Annotated in this window: 22 protein-coding genes; 13 read left to right on the top strand and 9 right to left on the bottom strand. The window is 49.7% G+C overall.

What is annotated here, in order from left to right:
* Nucleotides 1-31: 31 nt before the first annotated feature.
* Both DFP95_RS21335 and DFP95_RS21330 read left to right on the top strand, forming a co-directional pair.
* The gene (locus DFP95_RS21335; protein ID WP_115994719.1) at nt 32-1,315 is read left to right on the top strand and encodes a hypothetical protein; all 1,284 of its coding nucleotides are present in this window, start codon (nt 32-34) and stop codon (nt 1,313-1,315) included.
* A 110-nt stretch (nt 1,316-1,425) separates the two neighbouring features.
* Nucleotides 1,426-2,349 carry a DMT family transporter gene (locus DFP95_RS21330; protein ID WP_115994718.1) on the top strand — a complete coding sequence of 308 codons (924 nt, stop codon included), beginning with the start codon at nt 1,426-1,428 and terminating at the stop codon, nt 2,347-2,349.
* Nucleotides 2,350-2,507: 158 nt separating this feature from the next.
* Here DFP95_RS21330 and DFP95_RS21325 read toward each other — a convergent pair whose 3' ends face one another.
* Nucleotides 2,508-3,851 carry an FAD-binding oxidoreductase gene (locus DFP95_RS21325; RefSeq protein WP_115994741.1) on the bottom strand — a complete coding sequence of 448 codons (1,344 nt, stop codon included), beginning with the start codon at nt 3,849-3,851 and terminating at the stop codon, nt 2,508-2,510.
* 96 nt (nt 3,852-3,947) lie between these two features.
* A complete protein-coding gene (locus DFP95_RS21320; protein ID WP_181907551.1) occupies nt 3,948-4,901 on the bottom strand; it encodes a LysR family transcriptional regulator in 954 nt (317 codons plus the stop codon).
* Between the two features lie 247 nt (nt 4,902-5,148).
* Here DFP95_RS21320 and DFP95_RS21315 point away from each other — a divergent pair, with 247 nt between their 5' ends.
* From DFP95_RS21315 to DFP95_RS21280, 8 genes are all read left to right on the top strand, one after another.
* On the top strand, nt 5,149-6,732 hold the full coding sequence (locus DFP95_RS21315; RefSeq protein ID WP_181907550.1) for an ABC transporter substrate-binding protein: 1,584 nt from the start codon (nt 5,149-5,151) through the stop codon (nt 6,730-6,732).
* 30 nt (nt 6,733-6,762) lie between these two features.
* The gene (locus DFP95_RS21310; protein WP_342768275.1) at nt 6,763-7,755 is read left to right on the top strand and encodes an ABC transporter ATP-binding protein; all 993 of its coding nucleotides are present in this window, start codon (nt 6,763-6,765) and stop codon (nt 7,753-7,755) included.
* Complete coding sequence (locus DFP95_RS21305) at nt 7,748-8,731, top strand: ABC transporter ATP-binding protein (RefSeq protein ID WP_115994714.1); 984 nt, start codon at nt 7,748-7,750, stop codon at nt 8,729-8,731. The genes DFP95_RS21310 and DFP95_RS21305 overlap by 8 nt, the downstream gene beginning before the upstream one ends.
* Nucleotides 8,728-9,648 (top strand): ABC transporter permease, encoded by a 921-nt coding sequence (locus DFP95_RS21300; protein ID WP_220376433.1) that lies wholly within the window; start codon nt 8,728-8,730, stop codon nt 9,646-9,648. The genes DFP95_RS21305 and DFP95_RS21300 overlap by 4 nt, the downstream gene beginning before the upstream one ends.
* Nucleotides 9,649-9,660: 12 nt before the next feature.
* Complete coding sequence (locus DFP95_RS21295; protein ID WP_115994712.1) at nt 9,661-10,506, top strand: ABC transporter permease; 846 nt, start codon at nt 9,661-9,663, stop codon at nt 10,504-10,506.
* Between the two features lie 25 nt (nt 10,507-10,531).
* Nucleotides 10,532-11,224 (top strand): glycerophosphodiester phosphodiesterase, encoded by a 693-nt coding sequence (locus tag DFP95_RS21290; RefSeq protein WP_115994711.1) that lies wholly within the window; start codon nt 10,532-10,534, stop codon nt 11,222-11,224.
* Nucleotides 11,225-11,401: 177 nt separating this feature from the next.
* Complete coding sequence (locus DFP95_RS21285; protein WP_245987822.1) at nt 11,402-11,851, top strand: MarR family winged helix-turn-helix transcriptional regulator; 450 nt, start codon at nt 11,402-11,404, stop codon at nt 11,849-11,851.
* Nucleotides 11,852-11,881: 30 nt separating this feature from the next.
* A complete protein-coding gene (locus DFP95_RS21280) occupies nt 11,882-12,253 on the top strand; it encodes a VOC family protein (RefSeq protein ID WP_245987820.1) in 372 nt (123 codons plus the stop codon).
* A gap of 9 nt (nt 12,254-12,262) precedes the next feature.
* Here the strand turns inward: DFP95_RS21280 and DFP95_RS29020 are convergent, their stop codons facing one another.
* From DFP95_RS29020 to kdpB, 7 genes are all read right to left on the bottom strand, one after another.
* The gene (locus DFP95_RS29020) at nt 12,263-12,409 is read right to left on the bottom strand and encodes a hypothetical protein (RefSeq protein WP_181907549.1); all 147 of its coding nucleotides are present in this window, start codon (nt 12,407-12,409) and stop codon (nt 12,263-12,265) included.
* A 208-nt stretch (nt 12,410-12,617) separates the two neighbouring features.
* Nucleotides 12,618-13,298, bottom strand: a complete 681-nt coding sequence (locus DFP95_RS21270) for a DsbA family oxidoreductase (RefSeq protein WP_245987818.1) — start codon at nt 13,296-13,298, stop codon at nt 12,618-12,620.
* A 6-nt stretch (nt 13,299-13,304) separates the two neighbouring features.
* Nucleotides 13,305-13,946, bottom strand: a complete 642-nt coding sequence (locus DFP95_RS21265; protein WP_115994708.1) for an NAD(P)-dependent oxidoreductase — start codon at nt 13,944-13,946, stop codon at nt 13,305-13,307.
* Between the two features lie 212 nt (nt 13,947-14,158).
* On the bottom strand, nt 14,159-15,502 hold the full coding sequence (locus tag DFP95_RS21260; protein WP_115994707.1) for an S-layer homology domain-containing protein: 1,344 nt from the start codon (nt 15,500-15,502) through the stop codon (nt 14,159-14,161).
* 209 nt (nt 15,503-15,711) lie between these two features.
* A complete protein-coding gene (locus DFP95_RS21255; protein WP_115994706.1) occupies nt 15,712-18,777 on the bottom strand; it encodes an AfsR/SARP family transcriptional regulator in 3,066 nt (1,021 codons plus the stop codon).
* A 156-nt stretch (nt 18,778-18,933) separates the two neighbouring features.
* On the bottom strand, nt 18,934-20,223 hold the full coding sequence (locus DFP95_RS21250; protein ID WP_115994705.1) for a methyl-accepting chemotaxis protein: 1,290 nt from the start codon (nt 20,221-20,223) through the stop codon (nt 18,934-18,936).
* A gap of 15 nt (nt 20,224-20,238) precedes the next feature.
* Entirely contained in the window at nt 20,239-22,269 is a 2,031-nt protein-coding gene (kdpB, locus tag DFP95_RS21245; protein WP_115994704.1) for a potassium-transporting ATPase subunit KdpB, read from the bottom strand.
* Nucleotides 22,270-22,674: 405 nt separating this feature from the next.
* Between kdpB and DFP95_RS21240 the strand changes: the two genes are divergently transcribed.
* The 3 genes from DFP95_RS21240 (at nt 22,675) to DFP95_RS21230 (ending at nt 25,357) form a co-directional block, all read left to right on the top strand.
* On the top strand, nt 22,675-23,244 hold the full coding sequence (locus DFP95_RS21240; RefSeq protein WP_115994703.1) for a TetR/AcrR family transcriptional regulator: 570 nt from the start codon (nt 22,675-22,677) through the stop codon (nt 23,242-23,244).
* Nucleotides 23,245-23,337: 93 nt separating this feature from the next.
* Nucleotides 23,338-24,180 carry an alpha/beta fold hydrolase gene (locus DFP95_RS21235; protein WP_220376431.1) on the top strand — a complete coding sequence of 281 codons (843 nt, stop codon included), beginning with the start codon at nt 23,338-23,340 and terminating at the stop codon, nt 24,178-24,180.
* Between the two features lie 220 nt (nt 24,181-24,400).
* Nucleotides 24,401-25,357 (top strand): GNAT family N-acetyltransferase, encoded by a 957-nt coding sequence (locus DFP95_RS21230; RefSeq protein ID WP_115994701.1) that lies wholly within the window; start codon nt 24,401-24,403, stop codon nt 25,355-25,357.
* Nucleotides 25,358-25,422: the final 65 nt, after the last annotated feature.

Here is a 25,422-nt window from a genome sequence, read left to right as displayed (position 1 = left end):
TGCTACATAACTGCAAAAGGAGAAACTTCAGATGAAGCTCAGTAAGACTAACAGGTACCTCTGGCTTATGGCTGCAATTATATTGTTGTTCGTGAATGGAGCGACGGTTTACGGCGAGGAGGTCCCGTCTGCTTGGAAGGAAAGTTGGAAGGTCGACATTGAAGAAATGGCGGGTCATCGGATATACTCGCCTTCCTTTCCGCGTATTAGCTCGGATGGAACGGTTTACGTGAGGCTGTCTCCAAGATCCGAAGCGGACTATGCGGATTATGTTGCCATTGCTGCCGATGGCGCAGTGAAGTGGAAATATCGCTCCCCTCTCCGAAACATGGTGAATCTAAATCTTCGGGATTATGAAATAGACGCGAAGGGGAACTTGTATTTAAATTATTCATCCGGCCAATCGTTAATCGTTCATAAAATCGGAACGGACGGGAAGCTTCAAGCCCAATTTACTCTACCTGGGGCGAACGAGAAAAAACTGCAAGAGAGAATCGATTATAAAGCGGATGGTACGATTCGAATGGCTCTTGCGCTCGAAAGCGGAGATGTCCTAGTGTACCAGTTAACTTCTCAAGGGAAAGTAACGGGATACAAGAAGATCAATCAAAATTACAAGGAAAACGGCGGGGCGGATATCTCGAGCGATATGACATTCGTAGGCGATTATCTCGTCGTTCATCAAAGCGAATATATCGACGTTTATGATGAAAAAGGCCAAAGAGAGTTTCGCTTCGTCAAACAAAGCAATGAATGGTTTCAATTTGAAATGACGAAAGACAAGCAATTGATCGGAATTGGTCGAACGTATAATCGAAGCGGGGGAAATACGACGGAAAGCAGCCGCTTAGTTAGCATTAATAGGTCGGGAAAAGTAAATTGGTCTCTTGGATTAACAAAAGGGAGCAGCCTGTACAACCTGAAGAATAATTTCATCTACACCGTCACGGATCGTGAAAACGGGATAACCCGATTAATAAAAATCGACCCTTCTACGGGTAAAGAGACAGCTAGTTACGAGCCCAAGAAATATCTAGCCGTTGAAAATAATCATTTTGCAAATCAAAACCGCGACTATCAAGACGATGCCATTCTTCAAATTACCCAATACTCGGGATATGGAGGGAAAGGGTCGCAGGAAGCATTGCTGGATCCATCGACTCTAAAGGAATTATCTATAGAGCCGGTTTCTTCTATCGTTACCGAGAAAAAGAATGTACGAGCTACTTTGGACACGAAGCTATATGTTCAACGAAGCAATCAAATGTATGTTATCCTCTGGAATAGCATCGAGGTACGGCGGTTGCAAGTATGAAATAACCAACGATGATGCCCCTAAACCGGAACTCCTTGTATAAAGGAGCCGGTTTTTTTGTTATGTTTAATCGGTGCTTTAAAAAGATCGGCTGGGAGAGACGACATTTAATGAATAAACAAAAACAACTGAGATCCAGTTTTTTGCTTTTGATTACCGCATGCATCTGGGGGTTCGCTTTTGTGGCGCAGCGTCAGGGGATGTTGCACACGGGTCCTTTTACCTTTAATGCGGTTAGATTCGCCATAGGAGCGCTGTCGTTGATTCCGCTCATTCTCCTGTTGGACAGGAAATCCGGACAATCGTCGAAAGAGATCAAAGCCTCGGTGCAACATTCGGCAGTCGCGGGGTTCTGGGCGGGTATTATCCTCTTCTGCGGGTCGTCCTTGCAGCAAATCGGACTCGTCCATACCACGGCGGGAAAAGCTGCTTTCATTACGGGTTTATATATTGTCATTGTGCCTTTTCTTGGCTTGTTCCTGAAGCAACGCCTTAACTTAAACAGTACGCTAGGCGCGATCGTAGCGGTTATCGGTTTATATTTGTTGTGCGTGAGAAATGATTTGACGCTTGGCAAGGGAGACTTATACGAGCTCGTCGGAGCGTTCTTCTGGTCCGCGCATATTCTGATTATAGACAAGTTATCTCGTAAAACGGACGTGATCAAGCTTTCGTTCTTTCAGGTGCTGACCTGTTCGATTCTTAGTTTTGTCGTAGCCGCAGCTACGGAGAAGATCGATTTGACAGGCTTGTCGCAAGCTCTTATTCCCATTCTGTATGGCGGGATATGCTCAGTCGGGATTGCATACACTCTGCAGGTTATCGGGCAGAAGAATGCACAACCAACGCAGGCTGCTATCATTATGAGCATGGAAACGGTTTTTGCGGTTATTGGCGGGTATTTCATTCTTAATGAGCTGTTGGGAACACGGGGCGTCATCGGCTGTGTGCTAATGCTGGTGGGAATGATTGTTCCGCAGCTTCCGGGAATCCGAATCTCTCGCGGTATCGTTAAGCGCGACGGGGTGGCGTAGACAGCAAAGATTGGAAGGGCCGGGAATCTCCCCATTGGAGAGACTCCCGGCCCTTGCTTTTCCGGACAGATCATTTCAGCAGACGACTTCGGTTATAGGCGATCCCGCATGAACAGCGATGAATACCGAATAGCGAGTTATACAACGGATTCCATTGCTCAACGAGCCGGTGGAATACTTTGCGGGTTGTTAAACACGTTTTCCGGGTCGTATTTCGCTTTTACTCTCCGTAATCTTGGGAAGTTCGCTCCGTAATACACCGGCCCGGAGTTTTTAATTCCTTGGTCCGGAACGTTGATATAGGATCCCACGATATAAGGCTGTAACTTCCGGCGCGTATTGCGAACTAGGGCGATATTTCTCGCGGCATTGGATTTGTTGACCCATGAGCTATTCCACTCCACGTAATATTTCGCTTTACGCCAGTAGAATGCCGTTGCTCTTGGCGCTACGCGGCTTACGGCTCCGCCCCAGTTGAGGAAGAAGAATCCGGCGGGAGTACCTCCCTCTGCCTTCTCTAAAAATTCGCGCATGGACTTAATGGCCGCTTTCGGGAACGGACGCCTGCCGAAGCCGGAAGAGAACTGGTTACTGAACTTTTGAGTCAGCACCGGATCGGGAGGCAATAAGAAGTTCACGGCTTCCGGGTAAGGTAGCAGCTTAATCACTTTCGTGGGCGTTCCAACGCTCGTAACGGGCTTCAATAGGCGGATCGCCTCCGTTTTCGATCCGAGGAACAGACCGATCATCGATACATTGCCACCCTTTTTCGGGCCGATCGATAGTTCGCTGCCAAGTCTGGTATCGACGGAAGGCGCCCATCTTTGCCAGGCCTTGAGCACTTCTTCGAATTGATCCCAAGGCCAAGTGATGGTGTATACGGTCGCCTTCTCCGGTGCTCGAATCGTTCTGAATTTGTACTGGGTATACACGCCGAAGTTTCCGCCGCCGCCCCCGCGGGAAGCCCAGTAGAGATCGGAGTTACACTTTTTGTTGGCCCGAATGATTCTTCCCTTCGCGTCTACCATCTTGAGCTCGAGCAGATTATCGCTGATGAGGCCGATCGTCCGTTGGAGAGGCCCGATTCCCCCGCCGAGCGTGATACCGCCGATGCCAACGGATGGGCTATCGCCGAAGCCGCCAATGAATCCTTGCCGCGCGAGCGTTTTCGCGATTCTTCCCACTGTATTGCCCGTTCCTACGGCGACTGTTCCTTTTTTCTTATCCAGCTTGAGCGTCTTCAAGTCGCTTACATCGATGACAAGTCCCCCGTTGACCTGCGACAGGTTGACTTCCAGTGAATGCCTTCCGCTTCTTGGCCGAATGGGGACGTTATTCTCGCGCCCCCACCTGATGGCGTTTGCCACATCTTGCGTTTTCTGAGCGAAGACGAACACTTTGGGGAACTTGTTAGTGTGGGGATCCCAATTTTTACGTGCGGTTTCATAACCCGGGTCGCCTTTGAAGATAACTCGCCCGGTAAGCTTCGTTTTCGTTTTCAGTAATCCCAACTCCCTGAGAGCAAATTTATACGCTATGGTTCTACAAAGGAACCCTATATCGTATGAAGGACATCAGTCTAGGGAGTGGGCGGGCTATTAAATTATTACCGAGTGTTTTTGTGCAGTTTCATCACGGCCAATGGGGAGAGAATTTTTGGCGATGCGGATAAAATTTTGGGCGGCTATCGAGAGACTCCGTCCTTTTTTGTATGCCGCAACGTAGCTGCGGGTCGTGTTCTCGGCCATAATGCGGCAATAGGTCGGTTGCTGGCGTTCGGTGGTTGAACCAATGAGAATCTCCGGCACGAATCCTACTCCCATCCCGGTGGCGACCAAAGCGTTAACCGTGTCCCAGTTCATAGTCTCGAATACAATATGAGGCGTAAAGCCCGCCTCGTTGCATAGTCGATGCCCCATGGGCGTGAATTTTTGCTCCATTTTCAGAAAGATAAACGGTTCGTTCCTAACCATTCTCAGGTCTATAAAGGGCAAACCAACAGACATGGCAGGGGTCAAATTTCCATTCAACTCATGACTCTTAGGTATGGCAAGCAGAATTTGCTCCAGATAAACATGCTGATACTCGATTTCCTTGTGGGCTATGGGAAGCGGGATCAAGCAGAAATCCACCTCATCCTGTAGAATCAGTTCCTCCAGCACGGCGGAATGCTTCTCAAGAATGTCCAGCTTGACGGAGGGGTACTGCTTGCTAAAAGCAGGAATAATTCGGGGCAGATAGTGGTTGCTGTAAAATGGTGAAATTCCGAAGCGAAGATTCTCCTCCCTCCTGTTAGCGAGAGAAGAGATTTCTTGCGTTAAGCGCGAGCTCTTGTTGATGATCTCCTTTCCCTCTCTCACGAATAGCTCGCCTGCGCTTGTCAGCTTAACCGTATTGTTCTCGCGAAAGAATAAGGGCGCCTGAAGCTCGATCTCGAGCTTCTTGATGCACTGGCTTAGGGCCGGCTGGCTGATCGAGAGCTTCTGGGCCGCTTTGGAGAAGCTCAATTCCTTGGCAACAGTAAGGGCGTACTGAATGTCGCGTAATTGCATCTTCATCTTCCTTATAAGTTTATTTTATAACTGTATAGTATATAATTATCCGACAATTTTCAATGTGTATTGATGCGTCGGCTTTTTTTGATTAATTTTACATAAATATTGTAATTAATAGGAATTAATCAAGCAAAAAAGAATTAATAATGTCACACAACAGATTTTACAATGCGTTTACTCAACGCATATTACTCATGGGCTATAATTATTTTATATAACAAACATGAAAGAAGGGTTAATTCAAATGAAAAAATCATCAAGGTTACTCCTCTTATCCTTAATTCTTTGCTTCGTCGTCTCTGCGTGCAGCAATCCATCGACAACGAGCAATGCAACGAACGCGAGCTCGGAGTCTAGTACGAACGAAGCTTCGGATACGAGCGAAACGGCAGGTTCGAAAGAGCTGGATATTCTAAAAATCGGCGTGGCCGAGCTTCCTAAGCATATGGATCCTTCCCGCGATGTCGGAAATGCGAGCATTCGTATTCAATATAACATCTTCGAGACGCTGCTTCTCGCAGATCAGAAGGATAATTTCTCGTTAAAGCCGATGCTGGCGACGGAATGGAAGAGGATCGATGACTTCACGTTGGAGGTCACGCTTAGAAAGGGAGTCAAATTCCACAACGGAGACGAGATGACGGCCAAGGATGTTGTCTTCAGCTTTAAACGCTTGCATGAGGATCTGCAAGGACTCGAGTTGGCGGCTTCGCTATTATCCGTTGTTAAAGAAGTGCAACAAGTCGACGATTACAAGGTTCGGATCATTACGAACGCAATCGATCCTATTCTGGAACAGCGCATTGCTTCCAGTTGGGGCTCTTGGATCGTTCCGGCCGATTATATCACCGAGGTTGGCAATGAAGCCTTCGCGGCGAAGCCGATCGGTACAGGTCCATATAAAGTCGTTTCCTATTCTCCGGAGAAAGTCGTATTAGAACGCTTCGATGATTATTGGGGCGAGAAGCCGGCCGCCAAAACGATCGAGTACGACTACTACCCGGAAACCTCGGCTCGGATGACGGCGCTCGTCACCGGAGAGGTAGACATGATTACGCAATTACCGCTTGATCAAGTTCCTACCGTGGAAGCCAACAACGATCTCAGCGTAAAAGGGCTTACTCTCAGCAATATGCATGTACTCGTGTACAACACGAAGTCCGGTCCGCTAGCGGATAAGAAGTTACGTCAAGCGCTAAGCTTGTCCATCGACCGTCAAATGCTTGCCGATACGCTGTGGCAGGGCAAAGCTATCGTACCGAAGGGTCACCAATTCATGGAATTCGGCGATAATTATATCGATGATTATCCGACTGCGGAATACAATCTTGAGAAAGCCAAGCAATTGCTTGCGGAATCCTCCTATAAAGGGGAGCTCATCGAATACGAGCTTAAACCGAACTATTACACCTTCGGCAGCGAGGCCGCGGAAGCCATCGTAGATATGTGGAAGCAAATCGGCATTAACGCCAAGGTTAAATTTACGGAGAAGGTTGAACGCCAATCCGTCTCCAATTGGTCCAACACGATGCGTTTCCCTGATCCGAGCGGCGGATTGTGGCTGTTGTGGGGCCCGGATGCCAAGGATAGCACTTGGCCGGACATGAGCCAAGACTATATTCAAACGGGTACGGAGTTGTCCTCTATCTTGGATCCTGCCAAGAGGAAAGATCTGGCTAGAAAGCTCATGACGATCTGGGACGAAGAAGCGCCGGGAACCGTCCTCTACTACCCTTATGAGAGCTGGGGAGTCCGTAAGGGACTGGATTGGACGCCGTATTCCTCCCAAGCGATGGATTTCAGAGCGGATAACTTCAAGGTGCAATAAGGGTTCGGGTACTGAGGGGAAGGGATGACCATGGAGAATGTCTTAACTGTAAACAACCTGAAAACCTATTATTTTTCCAAAAATAATGTAACTCCCGCAGTGGATGGCGTAAGCTTCCGTTTACTCAGGGGCGAGGTGCTTGGGATTGTCGGCGAATCGGGCTGCGGTAAAAGTACCGTTGCCCGTTCCATCCTGGATCTGCTGGATCGATCCTATGCCAAAATTCAAGGCGGCGAGATTCTGTTCCATGAGCATGACCTCTTAAAGCTTAAAAAGAAGGACTTAAATCGGATAAGAGGCAAGAAAATTTCGATGATCTTCCAGAACCCGCAGTCCTCGCTGAATCCTGTATTTACGGTCGGCAACCAGATTGCGGAGATTCTGAACATTCATGAAAGAATGACTAAGCAGGAAACGAAAGCGAGAGTCATCGAACTGCTGCGGTTGGTCGGTATACCCGCTCCCGAGACAAGACTGACGAGTTACCCGCACCAGCTGTCCGGGGGCATGCAGCAACGGATCATGATTGCTATAGCCCTAGCTTGCAACCCGGAAGTCGTGATTGCCGACGAACCGACAACGGCTCTTGACGTAACCATTCAATCTCAAATCCTAGCCTTGATGAACCAAATCAAGACGAAGCTTCGGATGGGTATGCTCCTGATCACGCACAATATGGGCGTAGTCGCGGAGATGTGCGACAGAGTCATGGTCATGTACGGCGGAGTCGTGGTGGAACAGGGGGAGACGGCGAGTATATTCGCCTCTCCTTCTCATCCTTATACTAAGGGACTGCTAGCCTCTATTCCGAGCATTAAAGAGGACAAAGAGGAGCTGTATTCCATTCCGGGTGCAGTGCCGAAATTAACGGTTCCCGTGAACCATTGCCGCTTCGCGGATCGCTGCCCTCATGCGTTCGGCAAATGTCACGAAAGCGAACCGCCGTTCTTCGAAGTGGAGAACGGCCATCAAGCCAAGTGCTGGCTCCTCGAGGATACAGCCGGGAGAACTCATAATGGATAATAACAACGTGATCGTAGAGGTCAACAACGCGAAGAAATATTTTCCCGTCAACAAAGGCATGCTCGGCCAAAGAACCGTCGGTACGGTCAAGGCCGTGGACAACGTGAGCTTCAAGATCTACAAAGGAGAAACGCTAGGATTGATAGGGGAATCCGGCTGCGGCAAATCCACTCTTTCCCGCTTATTGATGGGTCTGATGGATGTTACCGATGGCCAAATTCTATTCAAGGGACAGCGTGTGGGGACTAAGGCATCGAAAGACTTTCGGAGGCAAACACAGATGATCTTTCAAGACCCCTACTCGTCCTTAGACCCTCGTATGTCCATCCGGCGCATTATTGAAGAGCCGCTTCGAATTCACTCGAAGCTGAACGCTAAGCAAAAGCTGGAGATCGTTCTGCCGTTACTGGAGAAGGTCAGTATTCCCGAAAGCGCGCTGAGCAAGCATCCCCATGAGTTCAGCGGCGGCCAGAGACAAAGAATCGGCATTGCCCGGGCTTTGGTTACGGAGCCGGAGTTCATCATATGCGACGAGCCCGTATCGGCGCTCGATATGTCCGTGCAAGCGCAAATTCTGAATCTGTTCAAGAAGATGCAGCACGAATTCAATCTGACTTATCTATTCATTTCTCATGACATGAGCGTGGTCCGGCATGTCAGCGATCGGGTTATGGTCATGTATCTCGGGAAAGTAGTCGAGCTTGCTTCGAAAAACAAGTTTTTTAACCGTACGCTTCATCCTTACTCCATAGCTTTAATGGACGCTATTCCCGTTTCCGAGCCGAACGCCGTCAAAGTAAGAACGCCATTGGAGGGGGATCTGCCTAGTCCGATTAATCCTCCTGCGGGATGTCCCTTTCAAACTCGCTGTCCTCACGTCAGTCAGGCATGCCGCGTCCGAATGCCACCGTTGAGAGAGGTGGAGCCCGACCACTTCGTCGCCTGCCATCTATTCGGCGAGGAGGGGATACAGTGAGCGCATTTATTGTCAAACGGCTTGCGAAGGCGCTGTTCACCATATGGTTCGTTCTTACTTTAGTATTCTTGTTAACGAGATTAACCGGCGATCCGACCACTTGGCTTCTGCCCGACGACGCTTCGGCAACGGTAAGAGCCGAGCTTCGCGTTTCTTTGGGCTTGGACAGGCCGATCGTCGAACAATATACGGATTATGTAAGCGCGTTGTTTACCGGAGATATGGGGAAAAGCTATCACTATCTGAGACCTGTCGGCGAGCTATTCGCCGAACGTGCAGGTCCGACGCTTACTTTGGCGGCGATTTCCTTTGCTCTTGCCATTCTGTTCGGAGTGCCTATCGGGATTATCGCCGCGGTTAATCGCAACTCCTTATTGGACCGGTTCACGATGGGTATCTCTATTGCAGGCTATACGATTCCTAGCTTTGTGTTCGGTATCTTAATGATCTTTCTATTTAGCCTTCAGCTACGATTATTGCCCAGCGGCGGAATGAGCACTCCTCTGCACTATATTATGCCGTTGCTGACGTTGACCGTGGATTCCGTAGCCAATATTGCTCGTCTAACGAGAAGCTCGATGCTAGATGTCTTGCGGCAGGAATACTTGGACAGCGCTCGCGCTAAGGGAGCCGGAGAACGAGTCGTCATCTACAAGCACGCCTTGCGCAATGCGCTCATTCCGGTCGTTACCGTCATCGGTCTACATCTGGGCACGATGATCGGCGGTACGGTCGTCGTGGAAACGGTGTTTGCTTTTCCCGGCATCGGCTCGCTCCTCGTGACAGCCGCGCAATACCGGGATTTTCCCGTTATTCAGTACGGCGTGATGATTGTTGCCACTACCGTCATTCTTGTAAATCTTCTAGTGGACTTAAGCTATGGCTTACTAGATCCGCGCATACGCGACAATTTTTGAGGTGGGACACCGATGAGAATTAAGAGCTACAGCATTCCAACCTTCATACTGGTGTTAATCATTTCTTTCTTATTGATTGTAGTACTCTCTATTCTGGCCCCCGTTTTTTTTCCTATTGATCTGGGAGCCACTAAATTGACCGCGCGGCTGCTTCCTCCTTCCTTCATGGAAGGCGGCAAGGCCGAATTCTTCTTGGGAACCGACAATCTAGGCAGGGATTTTATGATCCGGTTGTTCTACGGAACGAGGAATTCGCTGTTTATCGCTTTTGCCGGCTTGGTTATATCCGCGGTACTAGGTACGTTACTAGGTGTTCTAACGGGTCTATATAAAGGTCTGTTGGATTCGATTGTGTCATTTCTAGTAGACGTAAAGCTTTCAATTCCTTCGCTGATTATTTCGATTGTCTGCGCTTCCGTCTTCGGCTCCAGTAAACTCATTATGATTCTGATTATTGGACTGACGGGGTATCCAAGCTTCACCAGGCTGGCGCGTGGCCAGACTATCCAATTGAAAGAAGCCAACTTCATGGAAAGCAGTCGGGCGCTCGGCGCCTCTAAGCTGCGAATCGTGTTTGAACATGTACTTAGCAACATCTCTTCACCCATGATCGTACATGCGACCATGAAAATCAGTTCTTTCATCCTTCTGGAAAGCTCGTTGTCATTTCTCGGATTAGGTATCCAGCCACCCGACGTTTCGCTTGGCTTAATGGTCAGTGCCGGACGTGACTATTTGATCAGCTCGTGGTGGCTAAGTATTATTCCTAGCGTAGTTATTGTTCTGATTGTGGTACAGGTGTCGATGATCGGCGACTGGCTACGGGATCAGATGGATCCAAAACTCAAAAATTCATAAATTTAAAAGGGGCTTTAACCTATATATGTTACTCATCGCGCACAGAGGCGGCACGGACCGCTACCCCGAATTGACGTTAGAGGCTTCGCAATGTTCGTTAGAGCTAGGAGCGGATTATGTAGAGCTCGACATCCGCTTTACCAAAGATAATGTGCCCGTCATCGCCCACGATTCCGATGCTTTAAGGCTATTCGGCAATTCTTCGAAGATCAGCGATTTGACCGAGGAGCAATTTAAATCGTTGAAGTACCTTCTTAATGACAGTTGCCATCCCCATACGCTGGAGGAAGTACTTAAGAGCGGCGTAGCTCCTATTCTCTTTCACATTAAAGAAGGAGGCTCGGCTCTTACTCGGATATTGGAATACATTCGTGCGCATGGGTACGAGGACAAGGTGATTATGGGGGTCGTGACTGTCGGTGATGTTCGTCTTGTGAAGGCTTTCAATCACGAGATCAAGGTATTGGCCTTCATTCCTTCGAAGGAAGCGATCATGGAGTTCATTGAGCAAGGTGCGGATATTATCCGGTTGTGGGAGCCATGGGTCGATGAACCATCCGTGTCGCTTGTTCAACAGGCGGGTAAGCAGGTCTGGATCATGGCGGCTTACGGAGGCATTATCGGCAATACTTCGGCTGAAAAAATCGTACAGTGGAAGCACATGGGCATCGATGGCGTGCTAGCCGATCTCGTTGCCGAGAACAAGGCTCTTCTGTAGTTTTCGTTACATGGTTTTGTGAGGATAGGCATAAGGAAGACAGGCGAGGAATTCGTGCGCCTGTCTTCTTTCTATTCGTGGTGCTTAGCGGGTTTCTATATAGTTGCAATAGCATGCTATTCAGCGTATACTGCAATCATTAGTTGCAATAGCATTCTATATAAGGAGGTGGAGCAAGTGGAAGCAGATTGGACCGATGAAACCAAAGGCGCCGTAGAATCGCACGGGAAGTACATTTCGGCTATTTATCGACACATGCAGATTCTGATCGCAGCCGAGCTGGCGCCTTATCGGATCGGGAGCGGGCAGTATATTTTTCTGATGGCGATCGCGGGCCAAGAGAAGATCACGCAGAAGGCGCTGAGCGAGGATTTGCTCATCGATAAGACTACGACCGCGAAGGCGATCGCCAAGCTGGAAGCCGAGGGTTACGTTCGAAGAGAGGCCGATCCGGCGGATAATCGCTACCAGTTGCTCTATCTGACGGAAGCGGGCAGAGCGGTCGTTCCGAAGGTTCAAGAAGGGTTGAACCGCGTCAAGAGCATAGCCCGAAGGGGCATCAGCGACGAGGAATATGCGTTCATGCTGGTTCTATTGAAAAAGGTACTCCGCAATGTGAGCGAGTAACGAAAGAAGAATACGAAGGAGGATGGAAACATGATTATGGCTTGTCCGTTTATCGTAATCGATAATTGCAAAGAAGAGATCAAGTTCTATCGGGACGTGCTTGGCGGAGAGATTAAGATATTGAGAAAACAGGGGGAAGAGGTTTACAACGCGGATATTCTGTCGGGCGGCGTTACGATTAAATTTGCCGATACGCAGGCAGCGAGACCATCGTTGAAGGGCGACTATGTCAGGGTCTTCTTGAAGATCGAGACGGAAGAATCGTTTCGTCGCATATACGGGCAATTCGCGGCGGGCGGACATATTAATACGGAAACGTACGAGGCTCCCTTCAACGGATTGCTGGCCGTCGTCACGGATCGAAACGGCGTTTGCTGGGTTCTTTCTTACTATCGGGAATAGTCGAAGACGTCAATCGTTCTCCGAGCGATCATCCCCGTACAGCTCGTTCAAATGAGCGATATGACCGACTCCCCAGTCATTCATCGCTTGAATGACGGGCTTCCATTTCCCGACAAGGATGTCTAACGCCGTTTCGAATTTACAATAAGCAGCCATGGTATGTCATCGCGCAATCGGGCTTGCCGTAATTGTTCTACTTGGAGCCGTGGTACATGTTAAGCGTAAGGAATATAAGGAAATCGGCGTAAATATCGTGTTCTTGGCGTTAGCCGTATTCGTAGCGATCGGTCGCATGTGAGTAAAGAAGCTTCATGAAAAATAGAGCATCCTCCGATTTGCGGTCGGGGGATGCTCTATTTCATTCCTATACAATTGCGTCATCGAGCGTTGACCGGTCGTCCCAAGCCTGCTGCAAGGCTTGCGAGAACACTTCTTCCGATTGGGCGCCCGACAAGGAGAACTTACGGTCGATGGCGTAGAACGGAACACCCCGTATGCCTAAATCCTGGCTAGCTGCTTCCTCGTTGCGCACCAGATCGGAGAACTGATCTCCGGCCAGCATCGCGATCGCTTCCTCGCGGTTCAACCCTGCCTCGGCAGCTATATCCGCAAGCGTATCGTGGTCGCTTAAGGTTTTGTTTTCGCTAAAGTAAGCGCGGTATAGCAGCTCCGAAATCTCCAAGCCCTTTCCGTGCCGTTCGGCAAAATGGCATAAACGGTGCGCATCGAACGTGTTGGCCAGCACTAAGCCATCGAATTGAAAGTCAAGCCCGTCCGCCGCCGCTTGGTTTTTCAGGCTCACGTTACCCGCAATGGCTTGCTCGCGGCTCATGCCGTATTTTTTGGATAACATATCATATACGTCATAAGGCAGTTGCTCGGGCATCTGAGGATCCAACTCGAAGCTTCGGTAGACGACCTGAACGCGATCCCGATGAGGGAATTTCGCAAGCGCGTTCTCAAAGCGGCGTTTGCCGATATAACAGAACGGACAAGCAAAGTCCGACCAAATTTCCACTTTCATTTTATTCTCTCTATTCCCCACGATCGGTTACTCCGCTTCGCCCACAAGCGTAAACCTTTGGTTTACGTGCTGCGGATGTTCGATCTCGTCCAACAAGGCGATCGCGTAGTCGGCATAGCTCAAGTAGCTTTGACCTTGGCCGTTCAAGATAACATGGTCTTTGCCGAGCTTGTACTCGCCGGTTCGTTTCCCGTTCGGGTCGAAAAATCCGGCAGGACTAATATAAGTCCAGGTGATGGAATCGGTATTTTGTAACTCCTCCAACTGTTTGCCCGCATTCGATGCGGTTGGATATACGAAGTCCGGAAACTCCGGAGTGTCCATAAGCTTCAACGTATTTTGTTCATCGACGAATAGGCTTCCCGCGCCTCCGACGACGATTAGTTTCGTATTCGGAGCGTTCTTGAGCGCTTGAACCAAAGCTCTGCCCGAGTCGACATACAGATGTTCTTCGCCATCCGGCGCTTTGAACGTGTTAACGACGACGTCGAAGGCTCCCAGATCGGACGAAGTCAGGTTAAATATATCCTTTTCGAGAACGTTAACGTTCGAGTCGGCGATTTTCGAAGCGTTTCTCACGATAGCCGTCACTTCATGCCCTCGGTCCAAAGCTTCTTTCATGATCAAGCTTCCGGCTTTGCCAGTGGCGCCGATGATTCCGATTTTCATGATTATCCCTCCGTTTATAGATAAGTCGTTACAAGCCTAAGCATATTTCTTATATTATGTGTTTAGTCGGATTTTTAACAGTAGTCATTAATTTATAACCTAGTCTCATAAACAGAACTATCACGCGGCAGATCTGGCGAAGTGCGAAACAAATTAGATAAGCACGATAAAAAACAGAGGCTTCTCTTTCGAGAAGATCTCTGTTTGGTCGGTTACTCTTTTTCAAGCTGGGGAGCATTGTTATATCCGAATTCAATGACAGCGCCATTCGTGTCTTCTACATTCGAAATCGAAAGAGTGATAATATCCCCGGCCGGCAAGCCGTCATACCATGAACCCACGTCAAGGTCCACTTCGGTGCCGCTTTGAAGCAGAGTAGCGGAATCCGGGTTTATAGGTGGTGACATCATATTTATCATACTACTAAATAAGTAGTTCCCTACTGTTTCTGCTGTAACCTCATCAACTGGCATGTTAAAAGTCGCTCTCAGTATATTGAGGGATTGGTAACTGAGCCCGGTAACGGTCAGTTGTGGCGGACCCAGAAGGGTATAGCTCGCAGTCATGACATCGCTAGTGATTGCACCGGCTTTAACCGCTATTGCTTTAATCGTTATCGCATTGTCGATGATGATCGGCGAGCCGTAGACAAGACTGTTAACGGAAGGCGTACTGCCGTCAATGGTGTAGAGAATTTCCGCGCCGTCCGTCGTCGTGCTCAGGGAGATTGCCGTACCGTAAGCTACCGGACCGCTCATTGGGTTAGCCGTTGGAGTTTCGACAGTAATCGGCACCGGTGTTGGCGTAGGCGTTGGTGTTGGTGTTGGTGTTGGCGTAGGCGTTGGTGTCGGTGTTGGTGTTGGTGTAGGCGTTGGTGTTGGTGTTGGTGTTGGTGTTGGCGTTGGTGTTGGCGTTGGTGTCGGTGTTGGCTTGATTTCCTCAAACGTTTGCTTGGCTTCGAAGGAGCTTAAGACGAGAAGATCCCTAGTTGCGTTGGTGTTGCCGCCGAACTTTCCGTCCGGGCCATTGGACAACAATTTGAGGTTTATAGCGGCGGCGACGTAACCTTTAGCCCAATCGGATACCGTATCGTCGTTGAAGCCAGCGGTAGAAATCGCTTCGTCCTTTTTCCCCAATCCCTTGATCCAGAGCGCAGCAAGCTGCTCCTTGGTTACGTCGGCATCCGGGCTAAACTTGCCCGCCCCTGTCCCGTCGGTGATGCCGGCTTTTTTGAGCGCTTCGATATAGGGCAAAGCGAAGCTATTCGAATCCACGTCCGTAAAGCTGGAGGTTTGTAGGCTTGTATCGACATTCAGACCGAAGATTAGAGCGGCAACCTTGGCGAACTGGGCGCGGTTCATCTCTTCCTTCAACCCAAAAGTATCGTTCCCGACGCCTTCGAAAATTCCTTTCGAGATTAGGGCATCGAACTTGGCTTTCGTCGCTGCGTCCAAATCCTTCAAATCGGAAAAATCGGCCGTCGTTTTCGCGAACGCGATGGAACTAGGCAAACATAGAAGCGACGCCATCAAAAGACTTAACCATTTTCTTTTCATCTAATAAAGATCCTCCCCTAAAATGATATAAAAATCGATAACTTAGATCCATAGTACTAATTCGATCTCAACAAAATATAAACACGAAATGACGCGAAAAGTCCGAAAAACCCTGTACAAGAAAGGGAACTCCGGGTTTTTTCTATGGATTTCCACCATATGTAAATGACAAATCAAAACTCTGATTCTATCGAAATTTGTCATCCGCGCTATTTGATATTCAGCATCTTCTTTACTTCGGTTCCCGGCTCCAACTTGAATTCAGTTTGAAGTGTTCTTCTTAGCGCATCGTATTGTTTCATGGCAGATAATCGATCGTTATTCGCCAGATGCGCACGAATGAGCTTCGCATGAATCTCCTCGTTCCAGGGCACGAGCTTAAGCACCGTTTTCAACATTTTGATCCCTGACGACCAATCGTTTTCACCCGTATAATAGTCGTTTATCCTAAGCAGGAGAACCACGTAATCGTTCTCGACGGTTCTTCTTGCCTCTTCGGCCCAAGCGTAATGGTTCTTCTCCAGGTAATGTCCCGCGTATAATTTGGCGATGTCCTCGAAGTCGCGAATATTACTATGGTCGATAGACTCGCCCGAGGAGACGAAGCTATGAAATCGCAAGTAATCGCAATCCAAATCTCCGACGTCGATGCGGTAATAACCTCTATTGTGCTGAAGGATGCCTTCAATTCCGATGCTGGCTAAATTTTTGCGTAAGTAGTAAACCGATGTATTTAAGTAGGCGGTGGTCTTCTCCGATTCGCTTCCCCATAACGCATCCATTATCCGATACCTGTCTACGGCTTCTCCCCGATGATGGACAAGATAAGCGAATAGCTCCTCCGCCTTGGATGTACGCCATTTTATTTCCTCTCCGCCCGGTGTTCCTGCTTCCACCTTAAACCGGTTAAAACAGGTCACTTTGGCACGAATCCGAGGTCGGGAATCGGGTACAACATCGATCGCTGCCAGCAACCGTTGCGCATACCGGTCGCTCGGATGCTTGTTAAGGCGCATGGCTAACAACTCGGCGATACCCGGACCTTCGTCAACGAAGCTGCGGATGAAGCCTTGCGATTCTGCCAATACCAAAGCCGTTTCCAGTCGAACGAGCCCCTCTTCCAATCGTCCGATGGCATGCAGCGACATGCTTTGCATGATTATGGCTTTGATCCGGTCACGGAGTCGATCTTCTTTGAATAACAAGGCATCCAGACGTTCAGACAAAGTTAAGGCTTCTTCGGCGCGTCCGCATGCCGCCAGCACCTTGGACAGAGCCAGATGCTCGGCTACCGCACCAAGCGAGATTTCGTCCGAATACGTCATACCGCACCGATCCAGCCAGGCGGTCGCGGATGGAATATCTCCTTGTCGTATGGCTAGACAGGCTTGCTCCGCTTCGATCTTGCGCACGTATAAGTCATAATCCGGAGAATCGATCCTTGATTTTACTTGCTCCAACAGATTCGCGGCTCGGGTCTGATTTCCTAACGTCTGTTCGATTCGCGAAGCGCTTATGTAAATGTGGAGCATGGTTCGCCCGATAAGAGGCGTATCGTTTTGTCTGAGCACCTGACCGATGCAAGCGGCAGCTTCGTCCAGCCGATTCCACTCATAGAGTAGCTTACTATATGTAGCATAGAGCGGTCCTGCTAACGGATGCCCGTCTCCGAGCCGCCAAATACGGAACATGGCCGTCAGGAAGGAGGCAGACCCGTGATGATCGTTAATGAAGGCCAAGTGATCATCGAACTCTTCGAAGCTGTGATGATTGTTGTTCCCGATCGCCGTAAACAGGCCACCATTCGGCAAATGGCGATCGGCCAAGTAAAAGTATTCTTGAGTGTCGGCCAAGTCCTTGCGCAAGTAGGATGAGACCCCGCATAGAAAGTAAACGTTGCCCATGAGTTCTTGCCAAACGGTCTCGTTCAGAGTCTCCTTAAGCGCTTCATAGCGGGCTTTGGCCAAGTCTATCTTAGCGGAGGCTGCTTCCCATTGTCCTATTGCAATCAATAAGAGTAGATAGAACATTTCGACCATAGGACGCTGCATGATGAAGCTTTCCGGTACTTGCAGAACCCAACCGCTTAACGCGATCATTTTTTTGTGAATCAACTCGAGAAGACGATGCTCCATCAACCGAACGATATCTTCATACCGTCGTCCCGCTAAGTAATGTTCAGCCGCATCTTCGACGAAGCCTTGGCTCTCCAGCCAATGCGCGGCTCTAGCATGCGCTTGAGCCCGCTTGTCCGGATCGCGGATCGAGAAGGCGTGCCGCAGAAAGTCTGACAGTAAGTGGTGGTAACGATACCAATATCGCTCCTCGTCAAGCGGAATAATGAACAGGTTGAGCTGCTCCAGCCTTGCGAGCTGAGCCTGACAATCGTTCCGACCCGTTACGGCTTCGCACAAGGAATGGTTCATTCGCGTCAGAATAGACGTCTCGAGCAAGAAGCGCAACGGCTCCGCCAGATTCTCGAACACTTCCTCAAGCAAATAATCCGAGATATGCCGCGTCCTTCCGCTGAATCGCCGAAGAGACTCCTCCCGATTTGAGCTTCTCCCCAACGAGATCGCAGCAAGCTGTAATCCGCTGATCCACCCCTCCGTCTGGTGTAGCAGCTCCGCCGTCTGTTTCCTCGTGAGGGACAAGTCCGCCCTATTCTCGAAATAGACGAAACTTTCATCCAACTGAAATCTTAAATCATCCGTCGTGACGCGTTGAAGTTGTCCCTTAGCCAGAAGTCTTGCGGTCGGAATAGTCAATTCTGTTCGGCTTGCGATATAGAGGTGAAATAGAGGGGGCAAATGTTCAATAAAGTAAGCCATGGATTGGTGAATGGAGGGAAGGTTAATGAACTGATAATCGTCGATAACAAGCGCGATATCTTGCGTAATCCGATTTAATTCGTTCAGAAGCGTCTTGATCGCGGGCTCCGAAGACGGGGATGAGACTGATGGGGAAGAGGGGCCTTCCTTCAATAACGGCAATACCGAATGTCCGAAGCCGGGAATAAGGGCTTCGACGGAAGCCGTCACGTAACTCCAGAACTGGATCCAATCATTGTCTTGCGTATCCAGAGAAATCCATGCTACGGGAAGGCTACACGATTGAGCCCACTGGCTTAACGCCGTCGATTTGCCGTAACCGGCTTGAGCGGAAACAAGCGTTAGCTTGGTCTCTAGACCCTCGTTGAGCCTAAGCGTCAACCTTGGACGAGGAACAAGTGTACCGTGTATATGGGGAATAGAGAGTTTCGTTTTTACAATCACCGTGGGGCCTCCGCTACTTGCGCTAGATGATCAGCAATCTTTACTTTATTTGTATATTCTACGAAAGATGTCGGAAATCCTTCGATAAGATAACAAGAATCATCGGGAGCGGAAGCTAGGGAGGCGTGCGATTATATTTTTCTCCATTTCCTCTTATTAAGTTCTGAACCTATGGACTAAATCGTCTAATTCGGAGGCCATCTTCTGCAAGGATTCGGTCGCTTGGAACAACCCTTCCATGGAAGTTGCTTGATTAAGAGAGAAGTTAGCGACTCCAACCGAGCTTTCCCAGGCTGTCCTGGCGATGGATTCCAGCTCGGTAAAGGTCAATGCAATGTTAGTCGATTGCGAGGAAGCTTCCTCGGTAATATCCCGAACTTGTAAGCTTCGCTCTCTGACATCGTGAATAGCGTGAAGGATCTGTTGGAACGACTGGCCGGCTTCCGTCATCATATTCATTCCCGTCTGAACCTCGGTTCGGCTTGTTTGCATCGTCTCGAACGCCAATCGAATCTCGTTCTGAATGGAAGCGATGAGTTGGGAGATCTGCCTGGTGGCTTGCTTGGACTCATAGGCAAGTTGTTTCACTCGATCCGCTACGACGGAGAAGCCTCTTCCGTGTTCGCCGGCGCGGGCCGCCTCGATGGAAGCGTTAAGGGCCAGCAGGTTGGTCGTATCCGAGATGTCCTGGATCGTGCTGACGAAACGGGCGATTTCCTCCGATCGCTCGCCCAAATTACGGACGATGTCGGCGGAGCGTCCGAATGCCGTCTGAATCGACTTCATCTGCTCGACATTGCTGCGGATGACTTCGTTTCCCGCCTCCGCCTCCTTCACCGCGCTCCACGCGGAGTTATCGACTGTCTCGGAGAATTCGGCAATTTTTTGAAGTCCGTTATTGATTTGCATAAAAGAATTCACCGTCACGGCTACGCGATCGACCTGCCTTTCCGAGCCTAAGGAGATAGTCTGAGTAGCATCCCCGATCTGCTTGGCCGTTCGGACCGTCTGGTCCGCGGATTCGTTCAGCGTATCGACTCCGATCGTTAACTCGGAGGAGGAGTCTGCCACTCTTCGAATCAGACTGCGCAAGTTACGTCTGAGCAGGTTCAAAGCCTTGGCTGCATCGCCCAGCTCATCCCGTTGAAGAAGCCGAAGCTCGGCTTCTTGGAGGTTGCCTAATGACAAGATCTCCAAGCTCTCCACGATTTTAGCCGCGGGCTTGGAGATGGCACGAGATGCCCGCAATCCGATAATAATGACAAGAGCAAACAAACCGACCGTAACTCCGAGCGATTGAAGCAGCTCGGACTCGAAGCTCGCATCGCTAAGTCTTTGCGAATGAAGTCTCTGGGCGAAGCTGTACCACATTTGCCCGTTAAGCCCCAGCAATAAAGCCGCCAACGTGAATGAGATCATCAGCTTGATTTGGATCGTATACTTCATAGGGTACGCCTCTCTCTAGTAGAACATCTGCAATACCATGTCTATCGCTTTGATTCCCAGGAAGGGAATAATGATTCCGCCGATTCCATAGATCAGGATGTTCCTCAGCAGCAGTTTTTCCGCAATCATCGGTTTAAACCGCACGCCTCGCATGGCAATCGGAATAAGAGCCGGGATTATTAAGGCGTTAAAAATAAGAGCGGACAAGACCGCCGTCTCCGGCGAGTATAGATGCATGATGTTCAGCACTTCTATTTGCGGAATGACTCCCATGAGAATAGCGGGCAGGATGGCAAAGTATTTGGAGAAATCGTTCGCGAGGCTGAATGTCGTTAGCGCCCCCCGCGTGATAAGCAACTGCTTGCCAATGAAGATAACCTGAATGATCTTAGCCGGATCGGAGTCCAGATTGATCATATTGGCTGCTTCTTTGGCCGCGATCGTACCGCTGTTCATCGCGATGCCGACATCCGCTTGAGCCAATGCCGGAGCGTCGTTCGTGCCGTCACCCGTCATAGCCACCATTTTACCTTTCGCTTGTTCTTCTATGACAACTCGGATTTTCCCCTCCGGTTTACATTCGGCGATGAACTCGTCCACGCCCGCCTCTCTGGCGATCGTCTCTGCGGTGACGCGGTTGTCTCCCGTGCACATGATTGTCTTAATGCCCATTTGCCGCAGTTCGTCGAACTTTTCCTTCAGCCCGGGTTTGATCGTATCCTTCAAATAAATGAAACCAAGCATACGGTTACCCTTGCACACGGCTAGAGGCGTGCCGCCCTCCCTGGCGATTTCCTCGCTTAAACTATCCGCCAGATCCGGAGACTTTCCGCCAATTCTCTCGATATGAGCCTTGATTTCTTCGACTGCGCCCTTATAATAATCGGTATTCTGAAGAATTAGTCCGCTCATCCGGCTTTCCGCCGAGAAGGGCACGATAGCGCCACCGCCGTATTTTTCATCGTTCCACGTATATTCAAGATTTCTGGCGTATTCCAGAACGGATTGACCTTCGGGCGTCTCGTCGTAAAGCGACGTGCCAACGGCTGCTTCGACAAGCTCGCTCTCGGTCACTCCGGAGAGCGGGATGAAGCGGAACGCCTTGCGGTTGCCATAGGTAATCGTACCGGTCTTATCCAAGATGATCGTGCTGATGTCTCCCGCCGTCTCGACCGCTTTCCCCGACATGGCTAACACGTTAAATCGCGTTACGCGGTCCATTCCGGCAATGCCGATCGCGGATAGCAGGCTACCGATCGTGGTCGGGATCAGGCAGACAAGGAGCGCGATCAGCGTGGATGTTTCTATCGTGATTCCTATGTAGCTTGCAATCGGCACAAGCGTAATGACGACAATCATGAAAATAATCGTCATAATAACGAGCAATATATTCAAGGCTGCCTCGTTCGGGGATTTCTGCCGTTTGGCTCCCTCGACGAGCGTGATCATCCGGTCGAGGAAGGTAGCTCCTGGATCTGCCGTAATTCTGACCTTGATCCAGTCGCTGATTACTTGCGTACCGCCTGTTACCGAGCTGAAATCGCTTTTCGCCCGCTTCAGCACGGGAGCAGATTCTCCCGTAACCGCGGATTCGTCGACTGCCGCGATTCCTTCCACGACTTCCCCATCTCCGGGGACGAAGTCGCCAATCTCGATTAAGATCAGATCCCCTCGGCGGAGCTCCGAGGAAGGGACGATTTGTTGAGTGCCATCCTTCCGCAGACGTTTCGCATTTGAAGCCTTTTGCGTTTTTTTCAACGAGTTGGCTTGCGCCTTTCCTCTTCCTTCCGCTAATGACTCCGCAAAGTTGGCGAATAGGATAGTGAACAGAAGAATGAGGAAGACTATAAAATTGTAGCTCTGCCTACCCGCCGTATGGAACGTATCAGGAAATAAAATCATGAGAAGGACAAGAACGGCCCCTCCTTCTACGACGAACATTACCGGATTTTTAAGCAACACGATCGGGTTAAGCTTCCATACGCTATCCCTCAACGCTTTGAGAAATAAGCTACCGTTCATCCGATAATGGCTATAATTCGACATCTTACAAGCCCCTCCATAATCAAACCGATTTCAGAATTTTTCGATATGCAGCAGCGCATATACGAGATAGATGAAGAAGGCCACCGCAAACACGCAAACAATAACCATTTCGCTCCTCCTTGCTTGAGCCATAAAAAAGAAGTCCCGGAGCTAGTGAAAGACCACTCCCGGGCTTCATACTACGACAGCATCGTTAACAAAGTAAAATTCAAATGAGGCGACTATTGGTGACTAAAACGAGAAAAACCGTATGCTAAAGCGCGTTCATCTTTGCGTTTCCTTCTTTATCCAACATAATGCTAATTACTTCATAGGTTTTCATTAACATAGCATTGCGAAAAGGTCTTGCAATTTTGAGACGACCGGTCTATTATGGATGAAGGATAAGAGAAAGGGGAATTGTATATGAGTCCCAATACCCGGGAATTGATTATCGATGCCGCGCTCGAGTTGTTCCATTCGCGTGGTTATACAGCGACCGGCGTGCTTGATATTACGAAAGCTGCAGGCGTACCGAAAGGGTCGTTCTACCACTTCTTTGCAAGTAAAGAAGCGCTCGCCGAAGCGACGGTACAGAGGTACGCTCGCGGGACTCATGTGGAGCTATTAGCCACCACGGAACAATCCCCCTTGCGTCGTATTCACAACCATATCGACGGAATAATCGATACGGCCGAGCAAGACGGCTTCGGGAGAGGATGTTTGTTGGGGAATTTCTCGACTGAAATGCCATCGCAAAGCGAGCTCGTATCAAGTGTCGTCGCAGAATCCATTGGCGAATGGGTGACCCAACTAGCAGCGGCGATTACCTCGGCAAGGGAGGCGGGTGAAATCACTACGAATTCGGATCCCTTGAGATTGGCCAACCATATCGTCGCCAGCATCGAGGGTTCACTCGCTCAGGCTAAGGTTACGCGCTCTCGCTTACCTCTAGATCAGTGCGCTACCACAATCTTCACCGATTTATTGAACTAAAAGTCACAGTGCCCAATGATACTGACCGTAAAAAGTCAGTAATCGATCATGATCAGTAGACGACCGGTCTACTCAAAAAAGGAGAAATCAAAAATGTCCCAGTACACTGCACCTATCTTAACCGTTAATTCAAAAAATAATACAACCTTCGCCTATCGGCGCTTCGGTAAGACCGGTTCCACGCCGGTTGTGTTCCTCCAGCACTTCAGAGGCAATATCGACAACTGGGATCCGGCGCTCGTCGATAACATCGCAGCCGAACGCGAGGTTATTCTCTTCGACAATAGCGGCGTTGGACGCTCGACGGGAACGACTCCGCGTACGGTTACCGAAATGGCCCAAGGCGCATTAGCATTCATCGATGCGCTGGAGTTGACCCAGGTCGATCTGTTCGGCTTCTCGCTTGGCGGCTTTGTCGCCCAAGAAGTCGTGCTCCTTCGTCCGCACCTTGTTCGCCGGTTGATTCTTGCCGGAACCGGGCCGCAGGGCGGCCGTGGTATGCACGGATGGAACGAAGAGATTCGCGGTCATGCATACAAGGATGTCCAAGGCGCCGAAGACGTGTTCTTCCTCTTCTTCGCACCAACGCCGACCAGTCAAGCCAAGGGTCAGGAGTTTGTTGGACGTATCTTCACCCGGACGGAGGATCGCGATGAGTGGCCAACATTAGAGGTGCGCGATGCTCAAGCCGAAGCGATCATCAACTGGGCCATTCCGGATATGAGCAAGCTGGCACGCCTAGCGGGAATCGGTCAACCGACCCTCGTCGCCAACGGCAATAACGATATCATGGTTCCGACCGTGAATTCCTATCTGTTAGCCGGCCATATTCCGAATGCGGAGTTGATCATCTACCCGGATGCGAACCACGGCTTCTTGTTCCAGTACCCGCACGAATTTGCCGGAGAAGTGAACCGATTCCTGAACAAAGATTAAGTAGGGCATGAATATACAACAAAAGGGCCTCTCAAGAAACAAGCGGGAGGCTCTTTTGTTATATAGTGGTACTTCGGCTCATACGTTATCCTTTAACCGAGCCTTCGGTCTATGGCAGTCGCTTAGCGGAAAAATTTGATTTACAGGCATATTTTGGCGTGCTATATTGGATGTGTAACCATTAATAATTATATAGGTGGTTACATAAGGATGGGGATGAATGCGGATATTGAACGTTCATCGGATTCTGCCCGAGGAGATCGACTCTTTTATTGAAATCGGCAGCGCCTCCGGTCATGAAGCCGAAGTTAAGCAATACCTGGAGCAAATGATAGCAATCGGATCTATCCGCGCGGAATGGTGTTATATCGTGAAAGATGAGGAACGACCGCTCGGAAGGGTAGCCTTCTGGACGCTTCCCAAAGTCGGCAAGCCGCTTGCGATGGTCCTATTGGATATGTCTTGGAACAATAGCGATTATATGGATATCGGTCGGTTATTGCTGCAGAAGACGTTTGCGGATATGCAGGAATTAGGAGCGACGATAATAGATTATGTGTTAGACGCTCCGGTCGTGGCCCCTCAATGGCAAGGGAATCCGGAAGAACGAGCGAACTTATTGGAGCATGTCGGATTTCGGCTTAATCGCGAAACCTATCGATTCGAGCGGAAGCCCCCTGATATTGCGCAGAACGAACCGGATAGCAAAGGCCTGGTATTCAGAACGCTTGCCGAAGTCGGCGAGGCGGCCTATATCAACGCTATCGAGCGGGTAAGCAGTGCCATATTGGACCGTCGAGAGCAACGGGAATTAGTCCTTAAAGGGTCGGGGAATCATGCTAGGGACTATTTTCAAGATCTTCAGCAGATGGAATATGAACCTGAGTGGTGGCAATTGGCTTATACGGCGAGCGGTGATCTCGTTGGCTTGGTGATGCCGGCTTCAAGTCCTACTTTTTCCACGATCGGATACATTGGCGTTGTCCCGGAGCAAAGAGGGCACGGTTATATCGATGTTCTGTTGCGCAGAGGAACGTTAATCCTCGAAGAGGCCGGGGCCGCAGTCATTCGAGCGGATACGGACGTGAATAACATTCCGATGGCCAATGCGTTTCGACGCGCAGGATATACTCAATTCGCTACTCGGCGGGAGTACGGCATTGAGATTGGCTCATAGATTAATCGGTTCATAAGTTAAGCTGCCATTGCAGAACATAAAAACAGCTCACTCGGGTATCCGAG

The organism is Cohnella lupini (genome assembly GCF_003386205.1).
In the GTDB taxonomy this organism is placed as follows: Bacteria; Bacillota; Bacilli; order Paenibacillales; family Paenibacillaceae; genus Cohnella; species Cohnella lupini.
The sequence above is the reverse complement of the archived record's forward strand: the minus strand, read 5'-3'. Positions and strand labels throughout refer to the sequence as shown.

Coding starts and splice junctions, on each gene's coding strand:
- DFP95_RS21335 (WP_115994719.1), top strand. CDS start 32: ATGAAGCTCAGTAAGACTAACAGGTACCTCTGGCTTATGGCTGCAATT.
- DFP95_RS21330 (WP_115994718.1), top strand. CDS start 1,426: ATGAATAAACAAAAACAACTGAGATCCAGTTTTTTGCTTTTGATTACC.
- DFP95_RS21320 (WP_181907551.1), bottom strand. CDS start 4,901: ATGCAATTACGCGACATTCAGTACGCCCTTACTGTTGCCAAGGAATTG.
- DFP95_RS21315 (WP_181907550.1), top strand. CDS start 5,149: ATGAAAAAATCATCAAGGTTACTCCTCTTATCCTTAATTCTTTGCTTC.
- DFP95_RS21310 (WP_342768275.1), top strand. CDS start 6,763: ATGGAGAATGTCTTAACTGTAAACAACCTGAAAACCTATTATTTTTCC.
- DFP95_RS21305 (WP_115994714.1), top strand. CDS start 7,748: ATGGATAATAACAACGTGATCGTAGAGGTCAACAACGCGAAGAAATAT.
- DFP95_RS21295 (WP_115994712.1), top strand. CDS start 9,661: ATGAGAATTAAGAGCTACAGCATTCCAACCTTCATACTGGTGTTAATC.
- DFP95_RS21290 (WP_115994711.1), top strand. CDS start 10,532: ATGTTACTCATCGCGCACAGAGGCGGCACGGACCGCTACCCCGAATTG.
- DFP95_RS21280 (WP_245987820.1), top strand. CDS start 11,882: ATGATTATGGCTTGTCCGTTTATCGTAATCGATAATTGCAAAGAAGAG.
- DFP95_RS29020 (WP_181907549.1), bottom strand. CDS start 12,409: ATGGCTGCTTATTGTAAATTCGAAACGGCGTTAGACATCCTTGTCGGG.
- DFP95_RS21265 (WP_115994708.1), bottom strand. CDS start 13,946: ATGAAAATCGGAATCATCGGCGCCACTGGCAAAGCCGGAAGCTTGATC.
- DFP95_RS21260 (WP_115994707.1), bottom strand. CDS start 15,502: ATGAAAAGAAAATGGTTAAGTCTTTTGATGGCGTCGCTTCTATGTTTG.
- DFP95_RS21250 (WP_115994705.1), bottom strand. CDS start 20,223: ATGAAGTATACGATCCAAATCAAGCTGATGATCTCATTCACGTTGGCG.
- kdpB (WP_115994704.1), bottom strand. CDS start 22,269: ATGTCGAATTATAGCCATTATCGGATGAACGGTAGCTTATTTCTCAAA.
- DFP95_RS21240 (WP_115994703.1), top strand. CDS start 22,675: ATGAGTCCCAATACCCGGGAATTGATTATCGATGCCGCGCTCGAGTTG.
- DFP95_RS21235 (WP_220376431.1), top strand. CDS start 23,338: ATGTCCCAGTACACTGCACCTATCTTAACCGTTAATTCAAAAAATAAT.
- DFP95_RS21230 (WP_115994701.1), top strand. CDS start 24,401: ATGCGGATATTGAACGTTCATCGGATTCTGCCCGAGGAGATCGACTCT.